Here is an 18,913-nt window from a genome sequence, read left to right as displayed (position 1 = left end):
CATGTATTTTGAATCGATGAGTGATTTCTTCTTCATGGGCGGTTATGCCGCGTATGTGTGGAGTGCTTTTGGCATCACCTTTTTATCTATGTTGATTTTACTGGTTACTAGCATCCGTCGTGGCAAGAAACTTCTAAGCGAAGTTCAAGCTAAGGTCGACCGTCAGGCGCGTATCGATGCAGCTAAGAATATGGAGAATACATTATGAACCCAAGACGTAAAAAGAGGCTCGGTATTGTTCTCGCAATCCTAGTGGGCATCGGTGCAACTGTTGGTTTAATGCTCTACGCGCTGAACCAGAATATGGATTTATTTTACACGCCTACTGAGCTAGTTAACGGCAAGCCTGACGGCACTAAACCAGAAGTAGGTCAACGTTTACGTATTGGTGGCATGGTTGTGGTTGGGTCTGTCAAACGCGATCCTGAGTCACTACGCGTAAGCTTTGAGTTACACGACGTTGGTCCAAAAGTCACTGTCGTATACGACGGTATTCTTCCTGACTTGTTCCGCGAAGGTCAGGGGATTGTTGCACAAGGCGTTTTAACGGATGCAACTACCATCGAAGCATTTGAAGTGTTGGCAAAACACGATGAAGAGTACATGCCAGCAGAAGTTGCTGAAGCAATGAAGAAAACTCACGAACCTCTTCAATACACACAAGAGCAAAAACAAGGAAGCGGTCAATGATTGCTGAAATAGGTCACTTTGCACTGATCGTCTCTCTCGGTATGGCGGTGCTATTAAGCATACTGCCATTGGTTGGTGCGTCTCGAAATAATACAATGTTAATGAACACAGCAAGGCCTTTGTCTTGGGGGATGTTCTTATTACTGTTGGTGTCTTTTATCGCTTTGCTATGGGCGTTTTATACCAATGATTTCACGTTAAACTACGTAGCCACAAACTCAAATACTCAGTTGCCTTGGTACTACAGGCTAACTGCAGTCTGGGGGGCTCATGAAGGCTCGCTACTTCTTTGGGTATTAATCCAAGCAGCTTGGACTGTAGCCGTTGCTATGTTTAGCCGTGGGATGCCTCAAGAATCGGTAGCAAGAGTGCTGGCTGTTATGGGTATGATTACTGTCGGCTTCTTGCTGTTCATCATCATTACTTCTAACCCGTTTTTGCGTACATTGCCATTCTTCCCTGTTGATGGTCGCGATCTAAACCCACTGCTGCAAGATCCGGGTTTGATCATTCACCCGCCAATGCTGTACATGGGGTATGTAGGTTTCTCTGTAGCGTTCTCGTTTGCAATTGCCTCTCTCATGTCTGGTCGATTGGATACTGCTTGGGCTCGTTGGTCTCGTCCTTGGACAACTGCCGCATGGCTATTCCTAACACTAGGTATCGCACTAGGTTCTTGGTGGGCGTATTACGAACTTGGTTGGGGTGGCTGGTGGTTCTGGGATCCAGTAGAAAATGCATCATTCATGCCTTGGCTGGCGGGTACCGCCTTAATGCACTCGTTAGCGGTGACCGAAAAACGCGGCACATTTAAAGCATGGACAGTATTGTTAGCGATCTCTGCTTTCTCACTAAGCTTATTAGGTACATTCCTAGTCCGTTCGGGTATTTTGGTATCAGTGCACGCATTTGCATCTGACCCGTCGCGCGGTATGTTCATTCTGGGCTTCTTGGTCTTTGTTATTGGTGGTTCGCTATTATTGTTCGCACTGAAAGGTGCTGCAGTGCGAGTTCGCGGTAACTTCGATCTGGTATCTCGTGAAAATGCACTATTAGCAAACAACGTATTACTGATGGCAGCACTGGCTGTTGTCTTAGTGGGTACGCTGTTACCTCTAGTTCATAAGCAAATTGGCTTGGGCTCGGTATCTATCGGTGCACCATTCTTCGATATGCTGTTTGCTTGGCTGATGATTCCTTTCTCGTTTCTGTTAGGTATTGGTCCACTGATCCGCTGGAAACGCGATAACCTATCTAAGCTTATTAAGCCTATGGTTATCTCCGGTGTCCTTTCACTTGGCTTAGCTGCTTTGGCCGTGTTCTCCCTTGCCGAGCACTACACTGGCATGGCATTTATGGGCTGGGTGATGGCGTTCTGGATCATTTTGCTGCATGCATTTGAACTTTATGAGCGTGCTACGCACCGTCATAAATTCTCAGAGGGTGTACGTAAACTGCAACGTAGCCACTGGGCAATGATGTGTGCTCACGTTGGTATGGCCGTCACCGTTATTGGTATTGCGATGGTGCAAAACTACAGTATCGAGCGTGATGTACGTTTAGCTCCTGGTGAGCACTACCAGATCCAAGGTTACGATTTCTACTTCCAAGGTCTACGTGACAAAGATGGACCTAACTACGATGGTTACATTGCTGACTTTGAAATCACGCTAGATGGTAAATACGTAAATACACTGCACGCAGAGAAACGTTTCTACCGTACCGCCCGCTCGATGATGACAGAAGCGGCGATCGACAGAGGTATTACTCGTGACCTTTACATTGCGATGGGTGAACGTCTTGATGATGGTGAGTCGTGGGCAGTTCGTATCTATCATAAACCGTTTGTCCGTTGGATTTGGGCCGGTTCATTACTGATGGCTCTAGGTGGCGCGATTGCAATTAGCGATAAGCGATACCGCTTCCGTAAGCAGCCGAAGGCCAAGGAGGCGTAAATGAATAAGAAGATACTCTTTATCCCACTAGTCGCGTTCATGGCTTTGGCAGCCGTGTTTGCTACTCAGTTGGTACGTAATTCTGCGGGTGATGATCCAACCAAACTGGAATCCGTTCTGGTTGGTAAAGACGTCCCAGAGTTCCATCTAGAAGATTTAGCAGAACCTGGCAAAATTTACGACCAAGCTATTTTCAAAGGTGAGCCTCTGCTACTAAACGTTTGGGCAACATGGTGTCCAACGTGTTACGCAGAGCACACTTACCTTAATGAGCTTGCAAGCCAAGGCGTTAAAATCATTGGCTTGAACTACAAAGATGAGCGTAATAAAGCGGTACGTTGGTTAAATGAATTAGGCAACCCTTACCTGATTAGCTTATTCGATGGTGACGGCATGCTGGGACTAGACTTAGGTGTATACGGTGCACCTGAAACGTTCCTAATCGATGCAAACGGTATCATCCGATACCGTCATGTTGGCGATGTCAATACCCGCAACTGGAATGAGAAGCTAAAACCAATGTATGACGAAATGTTGGCGGAGGCGAAGCAATGAAAAAATTCCTCCTCGCTATAGTGGCAGCTTTCTCACTTTCTATGGCTGCGAGTGCAGCGATCGATGTGTATGAATTTGATACCTTGGAGCAAGAGCTTCAATTCAAGGATCTAAGCCATACGTTGCGATGCCCTAAATGTCAGAACAATACCATTGGCGATTCAAACGCCGAGCTCGCTCAGGACTTGCGTCAAAAAGTCTATGAGATGACAAAAGAAGGTAAATCTGAGAAAGAAATCGTCGATTACATGATTGCTCGTTACGGCAACTTTGTGACTTACAATCCGCCACTGACTCTTGGTACAGCCGTTCTATGGGCTGGTCCAATTGCAGTGCTTGTTTTAGGCTTCGGTTTGATCGTACTTCGTACTCGAACGACTAAGAAAAAAACCGCAAGCGGAGATGATTGGGACAAAGATAAAGAAGCAAGACTCAAAGCGTTACTTGACGAGAAGAATAACGGAGACAAGCAGTAATGGGATTATTCTGGATAGCTTCAATTGCGCTTGTCGCATTTGCATGTGTTCTTATCGCGCTACCAGTGATCAAGAAGAAAGCCAACAATGATGAAATGTTGCGTGATGAACTCAACAAAGCGTTTTACAAAGATCGCTTATCAGAATTGGAAGAAGAAACAGACGAAGGTCTAGTCGATAACCAGCAAGAGCTGATTTCAGATTTGAAACAGTCTCTATTGGATGACATTCCTGCCGATGATACAAAAACTGAGAAGTCACACATTTCTCCGGCTATGGTATTAATCCCTTCTGTGCTTCTTGTGGTTGGCCTTTCTTACGGTATGTACGCTAAGTTTGGTGCAGCAGATCAAGTAAAAAGCTGGCAAGAAGTGAGCAATAACTTACCTGCTTTGTCTAAAAAGTTAATGTCGCCACAGGGCGAGGCATTAACTCAAGACGAGATGGATGACTTAACTTTAGCTTTGCGCACGCGCTTACATTATCAACCTGAAGACTCTACAGGCTGGTTACTACTAGGCCGAATCGCACTGGCAAATCGCGATGTCGATACGTCTATTGGGGCTATGAAAAAAGCATATCGTCTTGAGCCGGAAAATGACGATGTACAGCTTGGCTACGCACAAGCACTGATGTTGTCTCAGGATGAAGTTGATCAAAACCGTGCTCGTACCTTACTCGGTAAGCTAGTACAAAAAGACTACGTTGATCTGCGTGTTTTCTCTCTACTCGCATTTGATGCATTTGAGCGTCAGGATTACCCAGCAGCGGTGAAGTACTGGAGCATTATGCAACAAATGATTGGTCCAGAAGACAGCCGTTATGAGATGCTTTCTCGCAGTATTGAAAGTGCTCAAAAGAAGATGGGTAAAGCGATTGAACCAGGCAAATCGGTATCGGTAACTATCTCTCTTTCAGATGACGTTCAAGCGGATCCTAATTCTGCACTGATTGTTTCTATTCATAGCGCTGATGGTGCGCCAATGCCAGTCGCGGCAGCTCGCTACCCACTTGGAACACTACCGAGAACGGTGGTGTTGGATGATGGAAACAGTATGGTGCAAGGGCGTAAACTGTCTGACTTGGAAGAGCTAATTGTCCGAGTTCGTATTGATACTGACGGCAACGTAGCGACCAAAGATGGTGACTGGTATGGTGACAGCGATGTTATTAAACTGGGTGAAGCAGTTGAAGTTATGATTAATAAGCAGTATTAATACAATCTGTATATACTTGTTGTAACGATTAGGCCAGTGTATTCACTGGCCTTTGTTTTATATGGATATTGTGTCTATGCAGCTTCGACCGCTTCGGCCATGGATCTTAGGCTTATTTGTTATTTCCCTACTCGGGTGTGCTAGTGCGCCTGAAGAAGAACCGCAGTCAAATATAAATGACCCACTGGAAGGGTTTAACCGCGCAATGTGGACGGTTAACTACGACTATCTTGATCCGTACCTAGTGCGCCCAGTCTCTCTTGCGTATGTCAACTACGTTCCATCTCCGGTTCGTAGCGGTATCGCCAACTTTCTTGGTAACTTAGATGAACCTTCCAGCATGGTGAATAATCTTGTTATGGGAAACGGAAACAAGGCGCTCGATCACTTCAACCGCTTTTGGCTCAACAGTACGCTAGGCTTACTGGGTTTTATTGATATCGCTTCAGAGGCTGGTATCACAGATCATAACGAGAAAGCGTTCAGTGACGCGGTTGGTCATTATGGAGTTGGTAACGGTCCTTACGTGATGGTACCTGCATATGGCCCTTGGACGGTCAGAGAAGCCACGGATGTGGTCGACGGGCTCTATGCGCCATTGTCTTACTTAAACTTCTGGGCAGGGCTTGGCAAGTGGGCTTTGGAAGGCATGGAAACTCGTGCTTCTTTAGTCGCACAAGAAAGCCAACTAGAGAACTCACCTGATCCATATGCGTTAACGAGAGAAGTGTATCTTCAGCACCAAGACTTCAAAGCAGAAATTGTGACGGATGATTATGACGAAGATGAAGAAGACTTCTTAGATGATTACCTAGACGAAGAATTTTAGTTTGGAAAGTGTCAACCTTATTTAGGACGGGACAGTGCAATGAAAAAAGGCTTGATGTCACCATCAAGCCTTTTTTGTTTTCCAACTCTGGAGTTAGAACGTGTAGTTAGCTTGTACACCAATTAACCAAACGCTACCTGATACTTCTCCTTGGAATGCACCGCCAATGGCTTGGGAAGCGTCGTCAGACTCATAGCCACGAGATTCTTGAATCGGGGCATCTTTAGCTATGATATACGTAAAGCCGGCGTCTAGGTTGAATTGAGGTGTTACATCGTAGCTCGCTCCAATACTTAGCCACGTACGGTCGGTTTCCGGAATAGTGATGGTACGATTTTTATCGCTTACTGCTGACATGTCATATGCGATACCGGTACGTAGTGCTAGTTTGGCATCTAGTTGGTAAGTCGCACCTAATGCAAAGCGATAGTTGTCGTCCCAGTTTTCTACCTTCACCATGTGAGTGCCAAGGGTATCTAAATGAGCTTCGAGTTTTTCAAAGCTGCTCCAATCAGTCCAGTTGATGCTCGCGTGAACGGCAAGTTTGTCATTTAACTGGTGGAAGCTTGCAAGTTCAGCTGTAGCAGGAAGAGCAAGGTTCATATAGCCATTGTCGCGAGTTTGTGGCACCACAGATCCTAAACCGAAGCCAAGACCTTCAGCGTAACCCTCAAGTTTGAGTTCGACTTCAGATTTGTAGGCGAAACCGATGCGGTGATTCTCATTGATCTGCCATGCTGTACCAATTTGCCACCCCCATGAAATATCGTCGCCTTCCATGTATTTCAAAGTAGTACCTTGAGGTAGTGTTGGTTCTGATTGTTGAGGGGAGGTCGCGCCGAAGTGACCTTCGCCCATTACATAGCGGATACCACCACCAATGCTAACGCTTTCCACCAGTTGGTATGCGACGTTAAAGTTAGCCTCCATTGTGGTGACCATTGCTTCGTTACCGAAGTGATTGCCTGCGAAGTTTTCATCAAGCTCAGTTTCCATGCCGTAGTTGGTACCAAGTGCTAACCCTAAGAATACCTTGTCGTTTACCTGATGAGAGAGGTAGAAGTTAGGGATGACCGCGTTGTTTGCGAAGTCTTCTGAGCTTGTAGGCAGGACACCATTGATTGTACCGTCGACATCGATATTTGGGTCTACATAGATTGCACCAACCGAGATTTGCGTGCCGGCCAAGTAAGTTAGCATTGCTGGGTTGCGCCATTGTGCTCCAGCATTGTCCGCCATAGCAGCTTCACCAGCGTACGCGCGGCCAAGCCCTGTTGCAGAGTATTCTGCTAACTGAAAGCCAGCTGCGGAAGCTGTTGTAGAAGAAACAGCTAAGCCCGTTGCCACTGCCAAAGAAAGAAGAGATTTGTTTGTTTTCATTATTTTGTTCGCTTAAGTGCGGATGAATAGTCGCGAGATCTTAAAGTTAGAGTAAAAACTTTAAAAACAAAAAATGAAAAATTAACTACATTCAGAAATAAAATACATTTCAATTAAATATATTAGAAGAATATTCTGAGTGTTACGCAATTGTTTAATATTTTGAGCGTACAGGTGTGATGCGAATGCTGCCTAATTGAGTACAGCTGTTCGCTAACTGAAGAGGTTGCAAGGGCGTAGTAAACAAAAAAGGGCTGGAAAACCAGCCCTTTAACAATGTTGCTTTATTAGCGTTTCGCTTAGAAGCTGCGGCTGTATTGTAGGCCGACTAGGATAGCATCTGCGCGAGTGGTCGCGCTGATAGAAGTTACAGCTAGAGACTCTTCTACATTCTTAACGTCTTCACCAACTAGGTAAGTGAAACCGAAGTCTACGTTAGAAGCAGTGTCGATGTGGTAAGTGAAACCAGCAGAGAACCACTGACGGTCTGAATCAGGCACTGATACTGATTTTAGGTCGTCCTGCGCTGCGATGTCGTACATGTAACCCGTACGTAGTGTCCAGTCGTTGTTTAGGTAGTATGTACCACCGATAGAAACGTGGCCTGCGTTCTTCCATTTGTACTCAGATGCTGGAGTACCATCTAGCGTGCCGCCAAAATCGATTTGATCAAATGCTTTCCAACCTACCCATTGCAGAGAGTAGTGAACGGCAAATTTAGTTTCATCAATACGGTGGTAACCAGAGAATTCAGCCATATCTGGTAGTGGCAGAGTGATTTCTTGGCCTTTGTCGTCTTTAGCTGTAATTTCTGGGCTGTAACGGTAAGACAGACCAAAACGGTTGTTTTCATCCAGCTCGTAAACCGTGCCGATGTTAAATCCAACACCCCAGCCATCAGCACCATCAATGTCTACGATACTTGCGCCATTTAGCGCGTTCAGAGCAGCCGTTGCACCACCATCAATTGAAGGGTCTAGTACAGGGCCGCTATATACTGAATCGCTGAATGTTCTCTTTAATGTTCCTTTACCGTAGATAAAGTCGATACCAGCACCAAAGCTCCATTGATCATTCAGACGGTAAGAACCCGCAAGGCCAAGGTTCATACTCATGATGTCTGTTTCGCCGCCGTACTCTGATGCAACGAAGTCATCGCCAAAGTCGGTCGATGTACCAAAGTTAGAGTATGCGTTTACACCCCAAGCAAACTTGTCGTTTACAGGAACGATTAAATGGATGTTTGGCGCAACAGAAGTACCGCCAGCATCGTCATAGTTTGAAGATGTTTGAGTAGGGCCCACACTCATACTTCCTGCATCGAATGCTTGCGAAGTATACGTAGCATCTTTTACTCGGATGTCAGTAATGATAGTTTCAAAACCAAGCGACAGAGAAGTTTTGTCGAAAAGAGCCATTGCTGCTGGGTTACGAGCCATTACAGAAGCGTTATCTGCGATTACTGCATCACCGGCAAATGCACGGCCAATACCAGTTGCTGATTGGGCATTAAGTTGGAAACCTGCTGCTACTGCTTGTGAAGAGGCAAACGTAGCTGCTGTGATTGTTACTGCTAACAGCGATTTTTTAAACAGACGCGTGTTGTTCATTTTTGCTTTTCCTTTAATAGTTCGCCTCTAGTGGGCGATATATTTGAGCAAATGCTCAGTTTGGTGGCTGATACTAGTCGCTAGTATAGAGGATAGAAATCCGACCATTGGCTAATTGGATGATAAAATTACGGAAATGACGTGTAATTGGCAGGAAAATGCTTAAAAATGACTCTTTTTAGAGTTTTGACTCTACTTTTGTTCTGCAAAAAAGGCTCAATTATGAGAATTGAGCCTTTTATCGGTTAGCTAGCTGGGATGATCATAGGAGCGAGTTTTTCAGCGATCTTAGCAACATTTTCGCCGTCTTCTCCAACCAAGATTAAACTGGTATTACCTATGGGTTCTACGATTCCAGACATACCTTGTTGGTGGAAATTCTTAGTATCTTCTGAACCAACCTTAGTTAGGAATAAGGTTACTTTGCCTTTTTCACCCTGAAATACCATATGCATTGCATTCGAATCACCAAATCCACAGTGGTTTAAGTAATACACGTGGTATGGGAAATTTTCGTCAAACTGGTAAGCAAACGGTGCCATTTTGGCATTGATTTGTCGTGAGCTGACTTGCTCGTCTAGCGGCTCGATAAAACTTTTTTCGTCGAGTACATGCTTCATTGCGGTATCTACAAGACTTGCTTGAGCAGGTGGTACCAATAAGTTACCCCAATTTAACTGCCCAACTAACAAACCAAATGCGAATGCGACAGAAGCGGCGAGCGCCATTGCACGTTTAGCAAAGTTGGGCCTAACGACATTGTCTTTCTCTATTGGTTGATTGAACAAAATCTTGTCCGCGAGATCGTCTGGGACGTCAACGTTCATTGCTTTTGCCAATTGTGCATCAAGCTCTAAAACATCATCAAGAAACTTACTATTCGCTTCATTATTGTTTAAAGCGTCAGCGATTTCAGCATCGCGCTGTTTTGGGTCCGACATTATGCGGCGGCGAAATTCTAATTCATCCATTTTGCTGCCCTCGTGGTGATTCTGAAGAATCCATCATTTCTTTCAGTTGATTACGTGCTCGAAACAATCGAGTCATTACGGTGTTTTTATTCAGGTCGAGAATCTCGCCAATCTCTTCACCACTAAATCCCCCAACAACTTGAAGAAACAGTGGTTCGCGATATTCCACATCGAGTTTCATTATTTGTGCTTGAACCCACTCAGTTTGATGGTGAGGTTCATCACTGACTTTGGCATCGTTGCCGTAGTCGTCGATATCGACCAAATCGAATTGTTTTCTTTCGAAGCGGCGTGCATTCTCGCGCCTTAAGATAGTAATAAGCCACGATTTAGCGGCTTTTTCATCTTGTAAACTGTCGAGAGACTTCCATGCCCTTAAACAGGTTTCCTGCACCAGATCTTCTGCAATGCTTTGATCTTTGCACAGCCAATAGGCATATCGATACAAATCTCGATGGTAGGCTCTTACAAGCGCTTCGTATTTTCTTTGTCTGTCCATATCTGAATCGACCGGACTAGTAGACTTTTTCTTTCCAAAAAAATTTATAATTGGCACATGAGTCTCCATTTCGCTCGCGTGTTAGCCATCTTTTGGTTCTTGATTAGGCACGGATTAAGGGTTTTCTTGCTGTAACTTCACGAATAAACGCTTAATCAATATAAAATTGATCTACTTCAAAATCTGCTGCCAAGTAGTCGCTATAGTACACCTTGTCATCTAGTTAGTCCTTGTGGCTAACATGTTGAGCAAGATGACACTTCCTTTTGAAGGCTGACTTTACTTTCTCCTAATCAGGAAACTGATTATTTTCAATTGGCGTAAGTTAATTGCTTTAGATATTCCAACCACACAGTTCTGTGTGGTTTTTTTTTGCCTAAACTATTTCCCTAATTAAAACACATACCCAAGTGACTGCAAGGTACATATACCCGCATGTGTTCTCTAAGCGGTTAACACTGTGTATGTTTCTGAAATTATTTGACATTGTGCCAACGAATTCTCGTCCTGACTTAGCTACCCTTGGGTCAGTTTCTATGCTGAGGTCACGTTTATTTAAACGCATGTTTGATTGTTTTAACAATCTCGTTACAATGCGTCAGGTCAGACCTCTTTGTTTTAGAATGTGAACCTAAGGAGAAACAATGGGTAAGCAGCAAGTCAAAAACCAACAAATATTACAAACGCGTTCCGGTGAGCGTGTTGCTATTGTAGCAGGGCTGCGTACACCATTTGCACGCCAGAGCACGGAATTTAGCCAAGTACCTGCCGTTGATCTTGGCAAGATGGTTGTGAGCGAAATGATGGCACGCACAGAAATCGATCCTGCATTGATTGATCAAGTCGTATTCGGCCAAGTCGTACAAATGCCAGAAGCCCCAAACATTGCACGTGAAATCGTATTGGGCACTGGAATGAATATACATACCGATGCGTACAGCGTGACTCGCGCTTGTGCGACGAGTTTTCAATCGGCGGTTAATGTCGCAGAAAGTATTATCTCAGGGACTGTAGATGTCGGTATTGCGGGGGGCGCGGATTCTTCTTCAGTGCTTCCAATTGGCGTATCTAAAAAGTTGGCAGCTAATCTACTTGCTCTAAGTAAAACAAAGACGGTTGGGCAAAAGCTCAAAATTTTGAAGTCACTTTCGTTTAAAGATTTGATGCCAGTGCCACCAGCTGTCGCTGAATATTCAACTGGGCTATCGATGGGGCAAACCGCGGAGCAAATGGCGAAAAGTCACGGTATAACTCGTGAAGAGCAAGATGCATTGGCGCATCGTTCGCATAGCCTAGCGTCTCAAGCTTGGAAGGATGGCAAGATTTCAGACGAGGTGATGACAGCTTTCCCTGAACCTTATAAAAAGTGGATTTCAGAAGACAATAACATTCGCCACGATTCAACACTTGAAGGTTACGCGAAATTACGCCCAGCGTTTGACCGCCAATATGGCAGTGTAACAGCGGCGAACAGTACACCTTTGACCGATGGTGCAGCTGCAGTAATGCTAATGCGCGAAGGTCGAGCGAAAGAGCTGGGTTTGGAAATCATGGGCTATATCCGCTCTTACGCATTCTCAGCGATTGGCGTGGAAAAAGACATGCTGATGGGGCCATCCTATGCCACGCCATTGGCGCTGCAACGAGCTGGGATCGAGCTATCAGACTTGACGCTTATCGATATGCACGAGGCGTTCGCAGCACAAGCGCTATCTAATGTGAAAATGTTCGGTAGTGATAAGTTCGCGCAGCAACATTTAGGTCGCTCTAAGGCGATCGGTGAAATAGATATGGATAGATTTAATGTACTAGGTGGCTCTATCGCCTATGGTCACCCATTTGCCGCAACTGGTGCACGAATGATGACTCAAACGCTTCGTGAGCTTAAACGTCGTGGCGGTGGTTTAGCTCTAAACACTGCATGTGCGGCAGGTGGTTTAGGTGCAGCAATGATTTTGGAGGTTGAATAATGAGTGATGCAATCAAGCAGTCTGAGGACAAGCAGCCAGAAAATGTGGCAGCAGAGAACAAACCAGCTGCTTTCAACCTAATTATTGACGATCAAAAAATCGCCTGGCTTTCTATTGATGTGCCGGGAGAGAAGATGAACACGTTGCAAGCTGAATTTGCTGAAGAAATGCAGGTGATTCTAACTGAGTTGAAGAAAAGTGGTTCATCGGTTAACGGCCTTATCATTCATTCACTCAAGCCAGACAATTTTGTCGCTGGAGCCGATGTTCGAATGCTGGCTGCCTGTAAAACAGCGGGCGAAGCTGAAGCGTTAGCCAAGCAAGGCCAAGAAATGTTCCAGGCACTTTCGGATTTACCATACCCAGTTGTTGCAGCTATTCATGGCCCTTGTTTAGGTGGTGGTCTAGAGCTTGCACTGGCGTGTGATTACCGTGTGTGTACTGACTCTGATAAAACACGCTTGGGCTTACCAGAAGTCCAGCTTGGCTTATTACCTGGCTCTGGCGGTACTCAGCGTCTTCCACGTTTGATTGGTCTATTGCCGTCGCTAGATTTGATTCTTACAGGAAAACAGCTGCGTGCTAAGAAAGCTAAAAAACTCGGGGTTGTCGATGCATGTGTGCCAGATACCGTATTACTGGATGTAGCAAAGTCATTCGTTGACAAACATAAAGGCAAAAAGAACGCTAAACGCAAGGTCTCGACCAAAGAGAAGTTAATCTCTCAAACCGGGCTTGGCCGCAAAGTGATCTTTGAGCAAGCTGCAAAGAAAACCAATCAAAAGACCCGTGGTAATTACCCAGCGGCTGACGCTATTCTTGAAGTGATTCGTCACGGCTTAGAGAAAGGGTTTAAAGCAGGTCAGGAACTTGAAGCAAAAAGATTTGGCGAGTTGGTCATGACGTCTGAATCTAACTCACTGCGTTCGATTTTCTTTGCGACAACAGAAATGAAGAAAGAAAATGGCAGTTCAGCAGAACCAGCTAAAGTTGGTCGCGTTGGAGTGTTGGGCGGTGGCCTGATGGGAGCGGGTATCAGCCATGTGTCGGTTGCCAAGGCGAAAGTGCCAGTCCGAATCAAAGATGTTTCGAACGATGGTGTATTAAATGCGCTGAAATACAACTATAAACTGTTTGAAAAGCAGCGAAAACGCAGAATTTTGTCGAAAGCGCAGCTACAAAGCAAGATGATGCAGATGTCTGGCGGTACCGATTTCACGACATTCAATCATACCGATGTAGTGATTGAAGCCGTTTTTGAAGATCTAGACCTTAAGCAGAAAATGGTTGCAGATATTGAAGAGAACGCGAAAGAAAGCACCATTTTTGCGACAAATACCTCTTCGCTGCCAATTCATCAGATTGCGGCTAAAGCGAGTAGACCAGAAAACGTCATCGGACTACATTACTTCAGCCCGGTAGAGAAGATGCCTTTGGTGGAAGTGATCCCACATGACAAAACGTCTGAAGAGACCATTGCGACTGTCGTAGCGTTGGCGAAGAAGCAAGGTAAAACGCCAATCGTTGTTAAAGATTGCGCGGGCTTCTATGTAAACCGTATTCTGGCACCTTACATGAATGAAGCGGCTCAAGTGTTGCTAACCGGTGAGCCAATTGAACAGCTAGACAATGCGCTGCTCAATTTTGGTTTCCCAGTTGGCCCTATCACGCTACTTGATGAAGTCGGCGTGGATATTGGCGCCAAAATCATGCCTATCCTAGTGAATGAACTGGGCGCTCGATTCCAAGGTCCTGATGTATTCGATACCTTGTTGAACGATGGCCGAAAAGGTCGTAAGAGTGGCAAAGGCTTCTATACCTACAAAGGTAAGAAAAAAGAAGTGGATAAATCGGTATACAAGCTTCTTAAGTTGACACCAGAGTCTACGCTAGCAGAGAAAGACATCGCGATGCGTTGTGTGTTACCAATGCTCAACGAAGCGGTGCGATGCTTAGACGAAGGCATCATTCGCAGCCCTCGTGACGGTGATATTGGTGCGATATTCGGAATTGGTTTCCCGCCATTCTTAGGTGGACCGTTCCGGTATATGGATCAGATTGGTATCAAAAATTTGATTGAAATAATGAACCAGCATGCCGAGAAATATGGTGACAGATTTGCACCGTGCGATGGTTTATTAACTCGAGCTGGGCTGGATAAACCTTTCTACGAGTAATATCGCTGTTCAGAAAAGAGCATCTATGTGAATTGAGGCGAACCTTTGGGTTCGCCTTTTTTGTTACCGAGAGTTATTATCAAGTGATAACAATGCATTAATAGACTAGCAACCAATGTTGACTAGTAAGAAGTAAAGAAGGATTGAAAATGGATGCGTTAGATCTGTTGCTCAACAGAAGGTCAATTGCCAAACTTGCTGCGCCAGCACCTGAAGGAGCAGCACTAGAAAATATTATTCGAGCAGGTTTACGAGCTCCAGATCATGCGGGTTTAACCCCTTGGCGATTTGTCATCGCGCAAGGCGAGGGGTTGCAAAAACTGTCTGAAGTGTTGGTCAATGCAGCGACCGCAGCGAACAGTGAAGAGGCGGTAATCGAAAAAGTGAAAAATGCGCCTTTTAGAGCACCAATGGTGATTACAGTGATCGCTAAAGTGACTCCACACGATAAAGTGCCAGCGATAGAGCAGCATCTTTCTGCCGGTTGCGCTGTACAGGCGATGCAGATGGCTGCGGTGGCGCAGGGTTTTCAAGGTTTCTGGCGTTCAGGTAAGTGGATGTTTGATGAGCAAGTTCGCCAGGCTTTTGGTGTTGAAGGTGAAGATGAAATTGTCGGCTTCCTTTACTTAGGTACTCCGGGTTGTACTCCAATGAAAGTGCCAGAGCGAGATCTTACTAAGTTTGTCGAGTACTTGTAAGTCACTGGTAATGAATGGCTGAAAACAATAAAAAAGAGCTTGGTGTTATTACCAAGCTCTTTTTTTGTCTAGTTGTCCTGCGATTAGTGGATATTAAACGCGATAACAAAATCGATAAATAAACGCACTTTTTCAGGTAAGTGGTCTTTATGGTTGTACAGCATATAGATATCACGAGGGTTAGCGTTCCAATCTTTAAGAACTCGAACCAAGCTGCCGTCGTCAATGTACTCTTTCAACATAACGTTAGGCATAAGCGTAATACCTAAACCGTCGGAACATGCGCTACGGACAATGTTCAGGGTACTCGCTTGAAAACGCCCTTTATCGGTATTCACGACCGTTTCACCAGAGCTGTTTGATAGTTGCCACTTGATCAGTGGGTAGCCTTTTAACAGAGAATGTTGGCTCAGTTCTTCGGCATGCTGTGGCGCAGGGTTCGCTGCGAGATACTCTGGGCTGGCAACCAAAATATCTTCCACTGCACTGATCTTACGAGCAATCAAGCTTGAGTCACGCTGAGGGCCGACGCGGAAAATGACATCCCATTCCGTTGGGTCAAGCTCATCAGCTAGGTTGCTGGTGGTTAATTCTATATTGATGTCGGGGTATTGCCTCATAAACGCATTGAACATTGGCATCATCATACGTTTGGTGAGGTTAGAAGGTGCGGATATCTTGATTCGACCAGCCGCGCCTCGGCATTCATCGGTCAGCTCTTCGGTGGTATTCGCTAAGCGTTGCAGTAGAGGTGAACACTCTTGATAAAAACGTTCGCCTGCTTCTGTCAAAGATAGTTTACGCGCATGACGATTGAGCAATCTCAGGTTCAGAGAGTCCTCTAATGCCTGAATGCGTCGGGTAATGGTCGCGACAGGTATCATGGTCTTACGCGAAGTTGCGGTATAGCTCCCATTTTCGACAACCAGTCTAAATAGGTTTAGATCATCTAATTTCATCGTTCCGGACACATTTTTTTACGAATTCGGTTAATTTATAACTTTCTCATATGTTAAAGCTTGCGTCATATCAACAAGTTCTGAGAAATGTGATATTCCATACATATAGTATGCAACTGCGTTGAAAAGTGGAATATTTGTATAAAAGTTATTTCAAGACTACTTTTTAAAGAGTGACTGGACAAGCTAATAAAAATAACAATAACTAACCAAGTGATGGAGATGTGAGGCGTAAGCTTATGTATAAAACTCACAACGCGGCTACTGTGCACTCGGCGCAAAACGCTCTTAGCCAGAAATTGATTATGCTGGTGGACGACGACCCCATTTTTCGTCGTATTACGACCGGCTATTTAGAAGCGCAAGGATACAAGGTAACCGAGGCAGAGAACGGGCTAGAGGGGTTAAAGCAACTTCGAGTTGAGCAACCGGATCTTATTTTGTGCGATCTCTCAATGCCGGTGTTAGATGGTATTGAATTCGTGGAAGAAGTCAGCCTTGAGTACCCTTCATTACCACTTATTGTGGTCTCTGCAACCGACGAAATGTCTGATGTTGCAAAAGCACTTCGTTATGGAATTAAGGACTTCCTGCCAAAACCTATCGGAGATCACCAAAACTTAAGCGATGCTATTGAAAATACGTTGGATGATTCCTTTGATCACATGTCTGATCAACGAGATTTTTCGACCCAATGGTTTAGAGTTGATGGTGGTGGTGATCTGCCTGAAGAACAAGAACTTCATTGGCATTTAGAGTATTTGCAAAACAACCCAAGTGCAGCCAAAGATCTGCTGCATGCATTACTTCCAGACAAAGACACTTCTCAAGGGGTTTGGAAATGTAATTACCGGTTGTTACAGTCAACAGAGATGATGCCCCTTGTATTCGACTACGCTTGGTTGATGAACGGCCAATTTGCCTTTTACCTTGTGGACTCGTCGTCTGATGATGAGAGAGGTGTTGCGACGACTTTGTTAGTTCGCGCGCTATTTCACGATTACCTACGAAACTTAAAATGTTTCAACGCCGATTTGAAAGACATCGCGGATATTGTCGAAAAAGGTATCGCTTGCTCTGAATGTGCAAGCCCAATTAAGGCTTTATTTGGCATAGCGGATCTCTCTGAAGGCACGGTATCTATATTACCAGCCGGGTTGGATGGCCAGTGGTCAAACGGCTATCAATCCCAACACATTCCTGGTGGCGTAAGGTTAGGAGAAAACTGTGCTAAGAATTTTGTCACGGCCTCGTTGCCGATTAACACAGCTTGCCAGTTATCGTTAAGTAAGCTTGGAACCAGTAGCTTTAGTTTAGATATTTATCAAGGTGGTAGTGCTTAACAAAGGGACTAATCAAATTAAGCCCGTAGATTTTCTTAGCGATGTGGTTGCTTAGATATCTGCGGGCTTTTTGTATGTATTCAAAACAGCAACCATGGAAATAACCTTTTTATTCATCGGTGTTTGTCATTCGATGTTTCGGTTATAGTTTGCGGCCAAAACAATAATTACTCATTTTGTTAACGCTTGTGTAACCAATGAGAAAATCGAACAGTCAACTACATTAGAGAAGTAATCCCATGGCAGACAAAGATTTCAAAGAACCTTATAATATCTTCTACTTTTTAGGCTTCATTGCTGTGCTATTAATCCCAACCCTTCCAGCAACATTAACTTGGATTCGAGTTATGAACGGCTACGCGGGTTTTTAATCTCCCGAAGAGTTAGGAGTCCACCATCAGTATTCGTCGAATTGCTCTTAATATTGTTGGTGGCTTGAGCCTATTACTTGGCATTATCGGCATCGTTCTTCCACTTCTTCCTACCACACCTTTTATCTTGCTAGCGAGCGCCTGCTTTATGCGCAGTAGTCCTCGTTTTCACAGTTGGTTACATCACCATGCAACCTTCGGCCCTATCATCGCCAATTGGGAACAAAATCGCGCGGTTACCAAACAAGTAAAAAAGCGCGGGGCTGTGCTTATTGTGATCAGTTTTCTTTTTTCTATCTGGGTAGTTCCACATCTTGGGTTAAAAGCCATGCTATTGGTCATGCTGTGCCTGCTGCTGACGTGGTTTATACGCCTTCCTGTGATAGAGTTGGTTGCCGAAAAAGAAGAAAATCACTAATATTGCTGGGAAGTGTGCCCGCTCTTCGAGTGGGCGTTTGTTTTTTCAGCAACGACACCTTTGTTGAGCTGAAAACACTATAATTTACTAAGAATACAGAGTCAGTGAGACTACCTTCTTCAATATGCTCAGTTGGTAAGTGTGGGTTGTGTCACTGATAAGCAAAACGCTTGCGAACGTTGCCCTGAATAAAACTCTAATAGGTAGCGCGAGCAACGAGCCAACCTAAATAAGTTGAATTATGACTACTGAAACTATTTCTCTGATCAAATCGAGCATTAAAAGCATCCCAGATTACCCGAAGCCAGGCATCTTATTTCGCGATGTCACTAGCTTGATGGAAGATGCGAAAGCTTACCAAGCCACGATTCAACTGTTGGTTGAAAAGTACAAAGATATGGGCTTTACCAAAGTGGTGGGAACTGAAGCTCGTGGCTTCCTATTTGGCGCTCCGTTAGCGTTAGAGCTTGGTGTTGGATTCGTGCCAGTACGTAAGCCTGGTAAACTTCCAAGAGAAACTGTAGCGCAGACTTACGAGCTTGAGTATGGAACAGATACCTTAGAGATCCATACTGATGCAATCAACGAAGGTGACAAAGTTCTGATGGTCGATGACCTACTTGCAACGGGTGGTACCATTGAAGCGACGACTAAGCTAATCCGCCAACTTGGTGGCTCAGTTGAGCATGCTGCGTTTGTCATTAATCTGCCGGAAATTGGTGGTGACAAGCGACTAGAAGCTTTAGGTCTTGAGCTTTACAGCATCTGTGAGTTTGACGGTCACTAATTCCCCTG

The 18,913-nt window shown here is 44.9% G+C and carries 19 protein-coding genes; 14 read left to right on the top strand and 5 right to left on the bottom strand.

What is annotated here, in order from left to right; translation table 11 throughout:
• The first annotated feature begins 1 nt into the window (after position 1).
• From ccmD to J4N42_RS09595, 7 genes are all read left to right on the top strand, one after another.
• Positions 2–208: a heme exporter protein CcmD gene (gene ccmD / locus J4N42_RS09625; RefSeq protein WP_252027658.1), complete on the top strand. Its 207-nt coding sequence runs from the start codon at positions 2–4 to the stop codon at positions 206–208.
• Positions 205–690 (top strand): cytochrome c maturation protein CcmE, encoded by a 486-nt coding sequence (ccmE, locus tag J4N42_RS09620; protein ID WP_252027657.1) that lies wholly within the window; start codon positions 205–207, stop codon positions 688–690. Before ccmD ends, ccmE begins: the two co-directional genes overlap by 4 nt.
• A complete protein-coding gene (locus J4N42_RS09615; protein ID WP_252027656.1) occupies positions 687–2,645 on the top strand; it encodes a heme lyase CcmF/NrfE family subunit in 1,959 nt (652 codons plus the stop codon). Before ccmE ends, J4N42_RS09615 begins: the two co-directional genes overlap by 4 nt.
• Positions 2,646–3,200 carry a DsbE family thiol:disulfide interchange protein gene (locus tag J4N42_RS09610; RefSeq protein ID WP_252027655.1) on the top strand — a complete coding sequence of 185 codons (555 nt, stop codon included), beginning with the start codon at positions 2,646–2,648 and terminating at the stop codon, positions 3,198–3,200.
• A complete protein-coding gene (locus tag J4N42_RS09605; protein ID WP_252027654.1) occupies positions 3,197–3,676 on the top strand; it encodes a cytochrome c-type biogenesis protein in 480 nt (159 codons plus the stop codon). Before J4N42_RS09610 ends, J4N42_RS09605 begins: the two co-directional genes overlap by 4 nt.
• The gene (ccmI, locus tag J4N42_RS09600; protein WP_252027653.1) at positions 3,676–4,893 is read left to right on the top strand and encodes a c-type cytochrome biogenesis protein CcmI; all 1,218 of its coding nucleotides are present in this window, start codon (positions 3,676–3,678) and stop codon (positions 4,891–4,893) included. The genes J4N42_RS09605 and ccmI overlap by 1 nt, the downstream gene beginning before the upstream one ends.
• 76 nt (positions 4,894–4,969) lie before the next feature.
• Complete coding sequence (locus J4N42_RS09595) at positions 4,970–5,722, top strand: MlaA family lipoprotein (RefSeq protein WP_252027652.1); 753 nt, start codon at positions 4,970–4,972, stop codon at positions 5,720–5,722.
• A 93-nt stretch (positions 5,723–5,815) separates the two neighbouring features.
• Here J4N42_RS09595 and J4N42_RS09590 read toward each other — a convergent pair whose 3' ends face one another.
• From J4N42_RS09590 to J4N42_RS09575, 4 genes are all read right to left on the bottom strand, one after another.
• Complete coding sequence (locus tag J4N42_RS09590) at positions 5,816–7,102, bottom strand: outer membrane protein transport protein (protein WP_252027651.1); 1,287 nt, start codon at positions 7,100–7,102, stop codon at positions 5,816–5,818.
• Positions 7,103–7,401: 299 nt separating this feature from the next.
• Positions 7,402–8,712: an outer membrane protein transport protein gene (locus J4N42_RS09585; protein WP_252027650.1), complete on the bottom strand. Its 1,311-nt coding sequence runs from the start codon at positions 8,710–8,712 to the stop codon at positions 7,402–7,404.
• Positions 8,713–8,957: 245 nt separating this feature from the next.
• Positions 8,958–9,683 (bottom strand): DUF3379 domain-containing protein, encoded by a 726-nt coding sequence (locus J4N42_RS09580; protein WP_252027649.1) that lies wholly within the window; start codon positions 9,681–9,683, stop codon positions 8,958–8,960.
• Positions 9,676–10,251 (bottom strand): sigma-70 family RNA polymerase sigma factor, encoded by a 576-nt coding sequence (locus tag J4N42_RS09575; protein ID WP_252027648.1) that lies wholly within the window; start codon positions 10,249–10,251, stop codon positions 9,676–9,678. The genes J4N42_RS09580 and J4N42_RS09575 overlap by 8 nt, the downstream gene beginning before the upstream one ends.
• A gap of 575 nt (positions 10,252–10,826) precedes the next feature.
• On the opposite strand from J4N42_RS09575, the gene fadI reads away from it, so the two are divergent.
• The 3 genes from fadI (at position 10,827) to J4N42_RS09560 (ending at position 15,027) form a co-directional block, all read left to right on the top strand.
• Complete coding sequence (fadI, locus tag J4N42_RS09570; protein ID WP_252027647.1) at positions 10,827–12,152, top strand: acetyl-CoA C-acyltransferase FadI; 1,326 nt, start codon at positions 10,827–10,829, stop codon at positions 12,150–12,152.
• Positions 12,152–14,329 carry a fatty acid oxidation complex subunit alpha FadJ gene (gene fadJ / locus J4N42_RS09565; protein ID WP_252027646.1) on the top strand — a complete coding sequence of 726 codons (2,178 nt, stop codon included), beginning with the start codon at positions 12,152–12,154 and terminating at the stop codon, positions 14,327–14,329. The genes fadI and fadJ overlap by 1 nt, the downstream gene beginning before the upstream one ends.
• A gap of 149 nt (positions 14,330–14,478) precedes the next feature.
• Positions 14,479–15,027 (top strand): NAD(P)H nitroreductase, encoded by a 549-nt coding sequence (locus J4N42_RS09560; RefSeq protein ID WP_252027645.1) that lies wholly within the window; start codon positions 14,479–14,481, stop codon positions 15,025–15,027.
• Positions 15,028–15,110: 83 nt separating this feature from the next.
• Here the strand turns inward: J4N42_RS09560 and J4N42_RS09555 are convergent, their stop codons facing one another.
• On the bottom strand, positions 15,111–15,986 hold the full coding sequence (locus tag J4N42_RS09555; RefSeq protein WP_252027644.1) for a LysR family transcriptional regulator: 876 nt from the start codon (positions 15,984–15,986) through the stop codon (positions 15,111–15,113).
• A gap of 239 nt (positions 15,987–16,225) precedes the next feature.
• Here J4N42_RS09555 and J4N42_RS09550 point away from each other — a divergent pair, with 239 nt between their 5' ends.
• The 4 genes from J4N42_RS09550 to apt all read left to right on the top strand — a co-directional run bounded on the left by J4N42_RS09550 (position 16,226) and on the right by apt (position 18,905).
• On the top strand, positions 16,226–17,329 hold the full coding sequence (locus tag J4N42_RS09550) for a response regulator (protein WP_252027643.1): 1,104 nt from the start codon (positions 16,226–16,228) through the stop codon (positions 17,327–17,329).
• Between the two features lie 239 nt (positions 17,330–17,568).
• Positions 17,569–17,700, top strand: a complete 132-nt coding sequence (locus J4N42_RS22615; RefSeq protein WP_005432936.1) for a hypothetical protein — start codon at positions 17,569–17,571, stop codon at positions 17,698–17,700.
• Positions 17,701–17,725: 25 nt separating this feature from the next.
• Positions 17,726–18,118: a YbaN family protein gene (locus J4N42_RS09545; protein ID WP_286036668.1), complete on the top strand. Its 393-nt coding sequence runs from the start codon at positions 17,726–17,728 to the stop codon at positions 18,116–18,118.
• A 241-nt stretch (positions 18,119–18,359) separates the two neighbouring features.
• Positions 18,360–18,905, top strand: a complete 546-nt coding sequence (apt, locus tag J4N42_RS09540; protein ID WP_252027642.1) for an adenine phosphoribosyltransferase — start codon at positions 18,360–18,362, stop codon at positions 18,903–18,905.
• Positions 18,906–18,913 lie beyond the last annotated feature (8 nt).

Origin of the sequence: Vibrio sp. SCSIO 43135 (genome assembly GCF_023716665.1) — a bacterium.
In the GTDB taxonomy this organism is placed as follows: domain Bacteria; phylum Pseudomonadota; class Gammaproteobacteria; order Enterobacterales; family Vibrionaceae; genus Vibrio; species Vibrio paucivorans.
The sequence above is the reverse complement of the archived record's forward strand: the minus strand, read 5'-3'. Positions and strand labels throughout refer to the sequence as shown.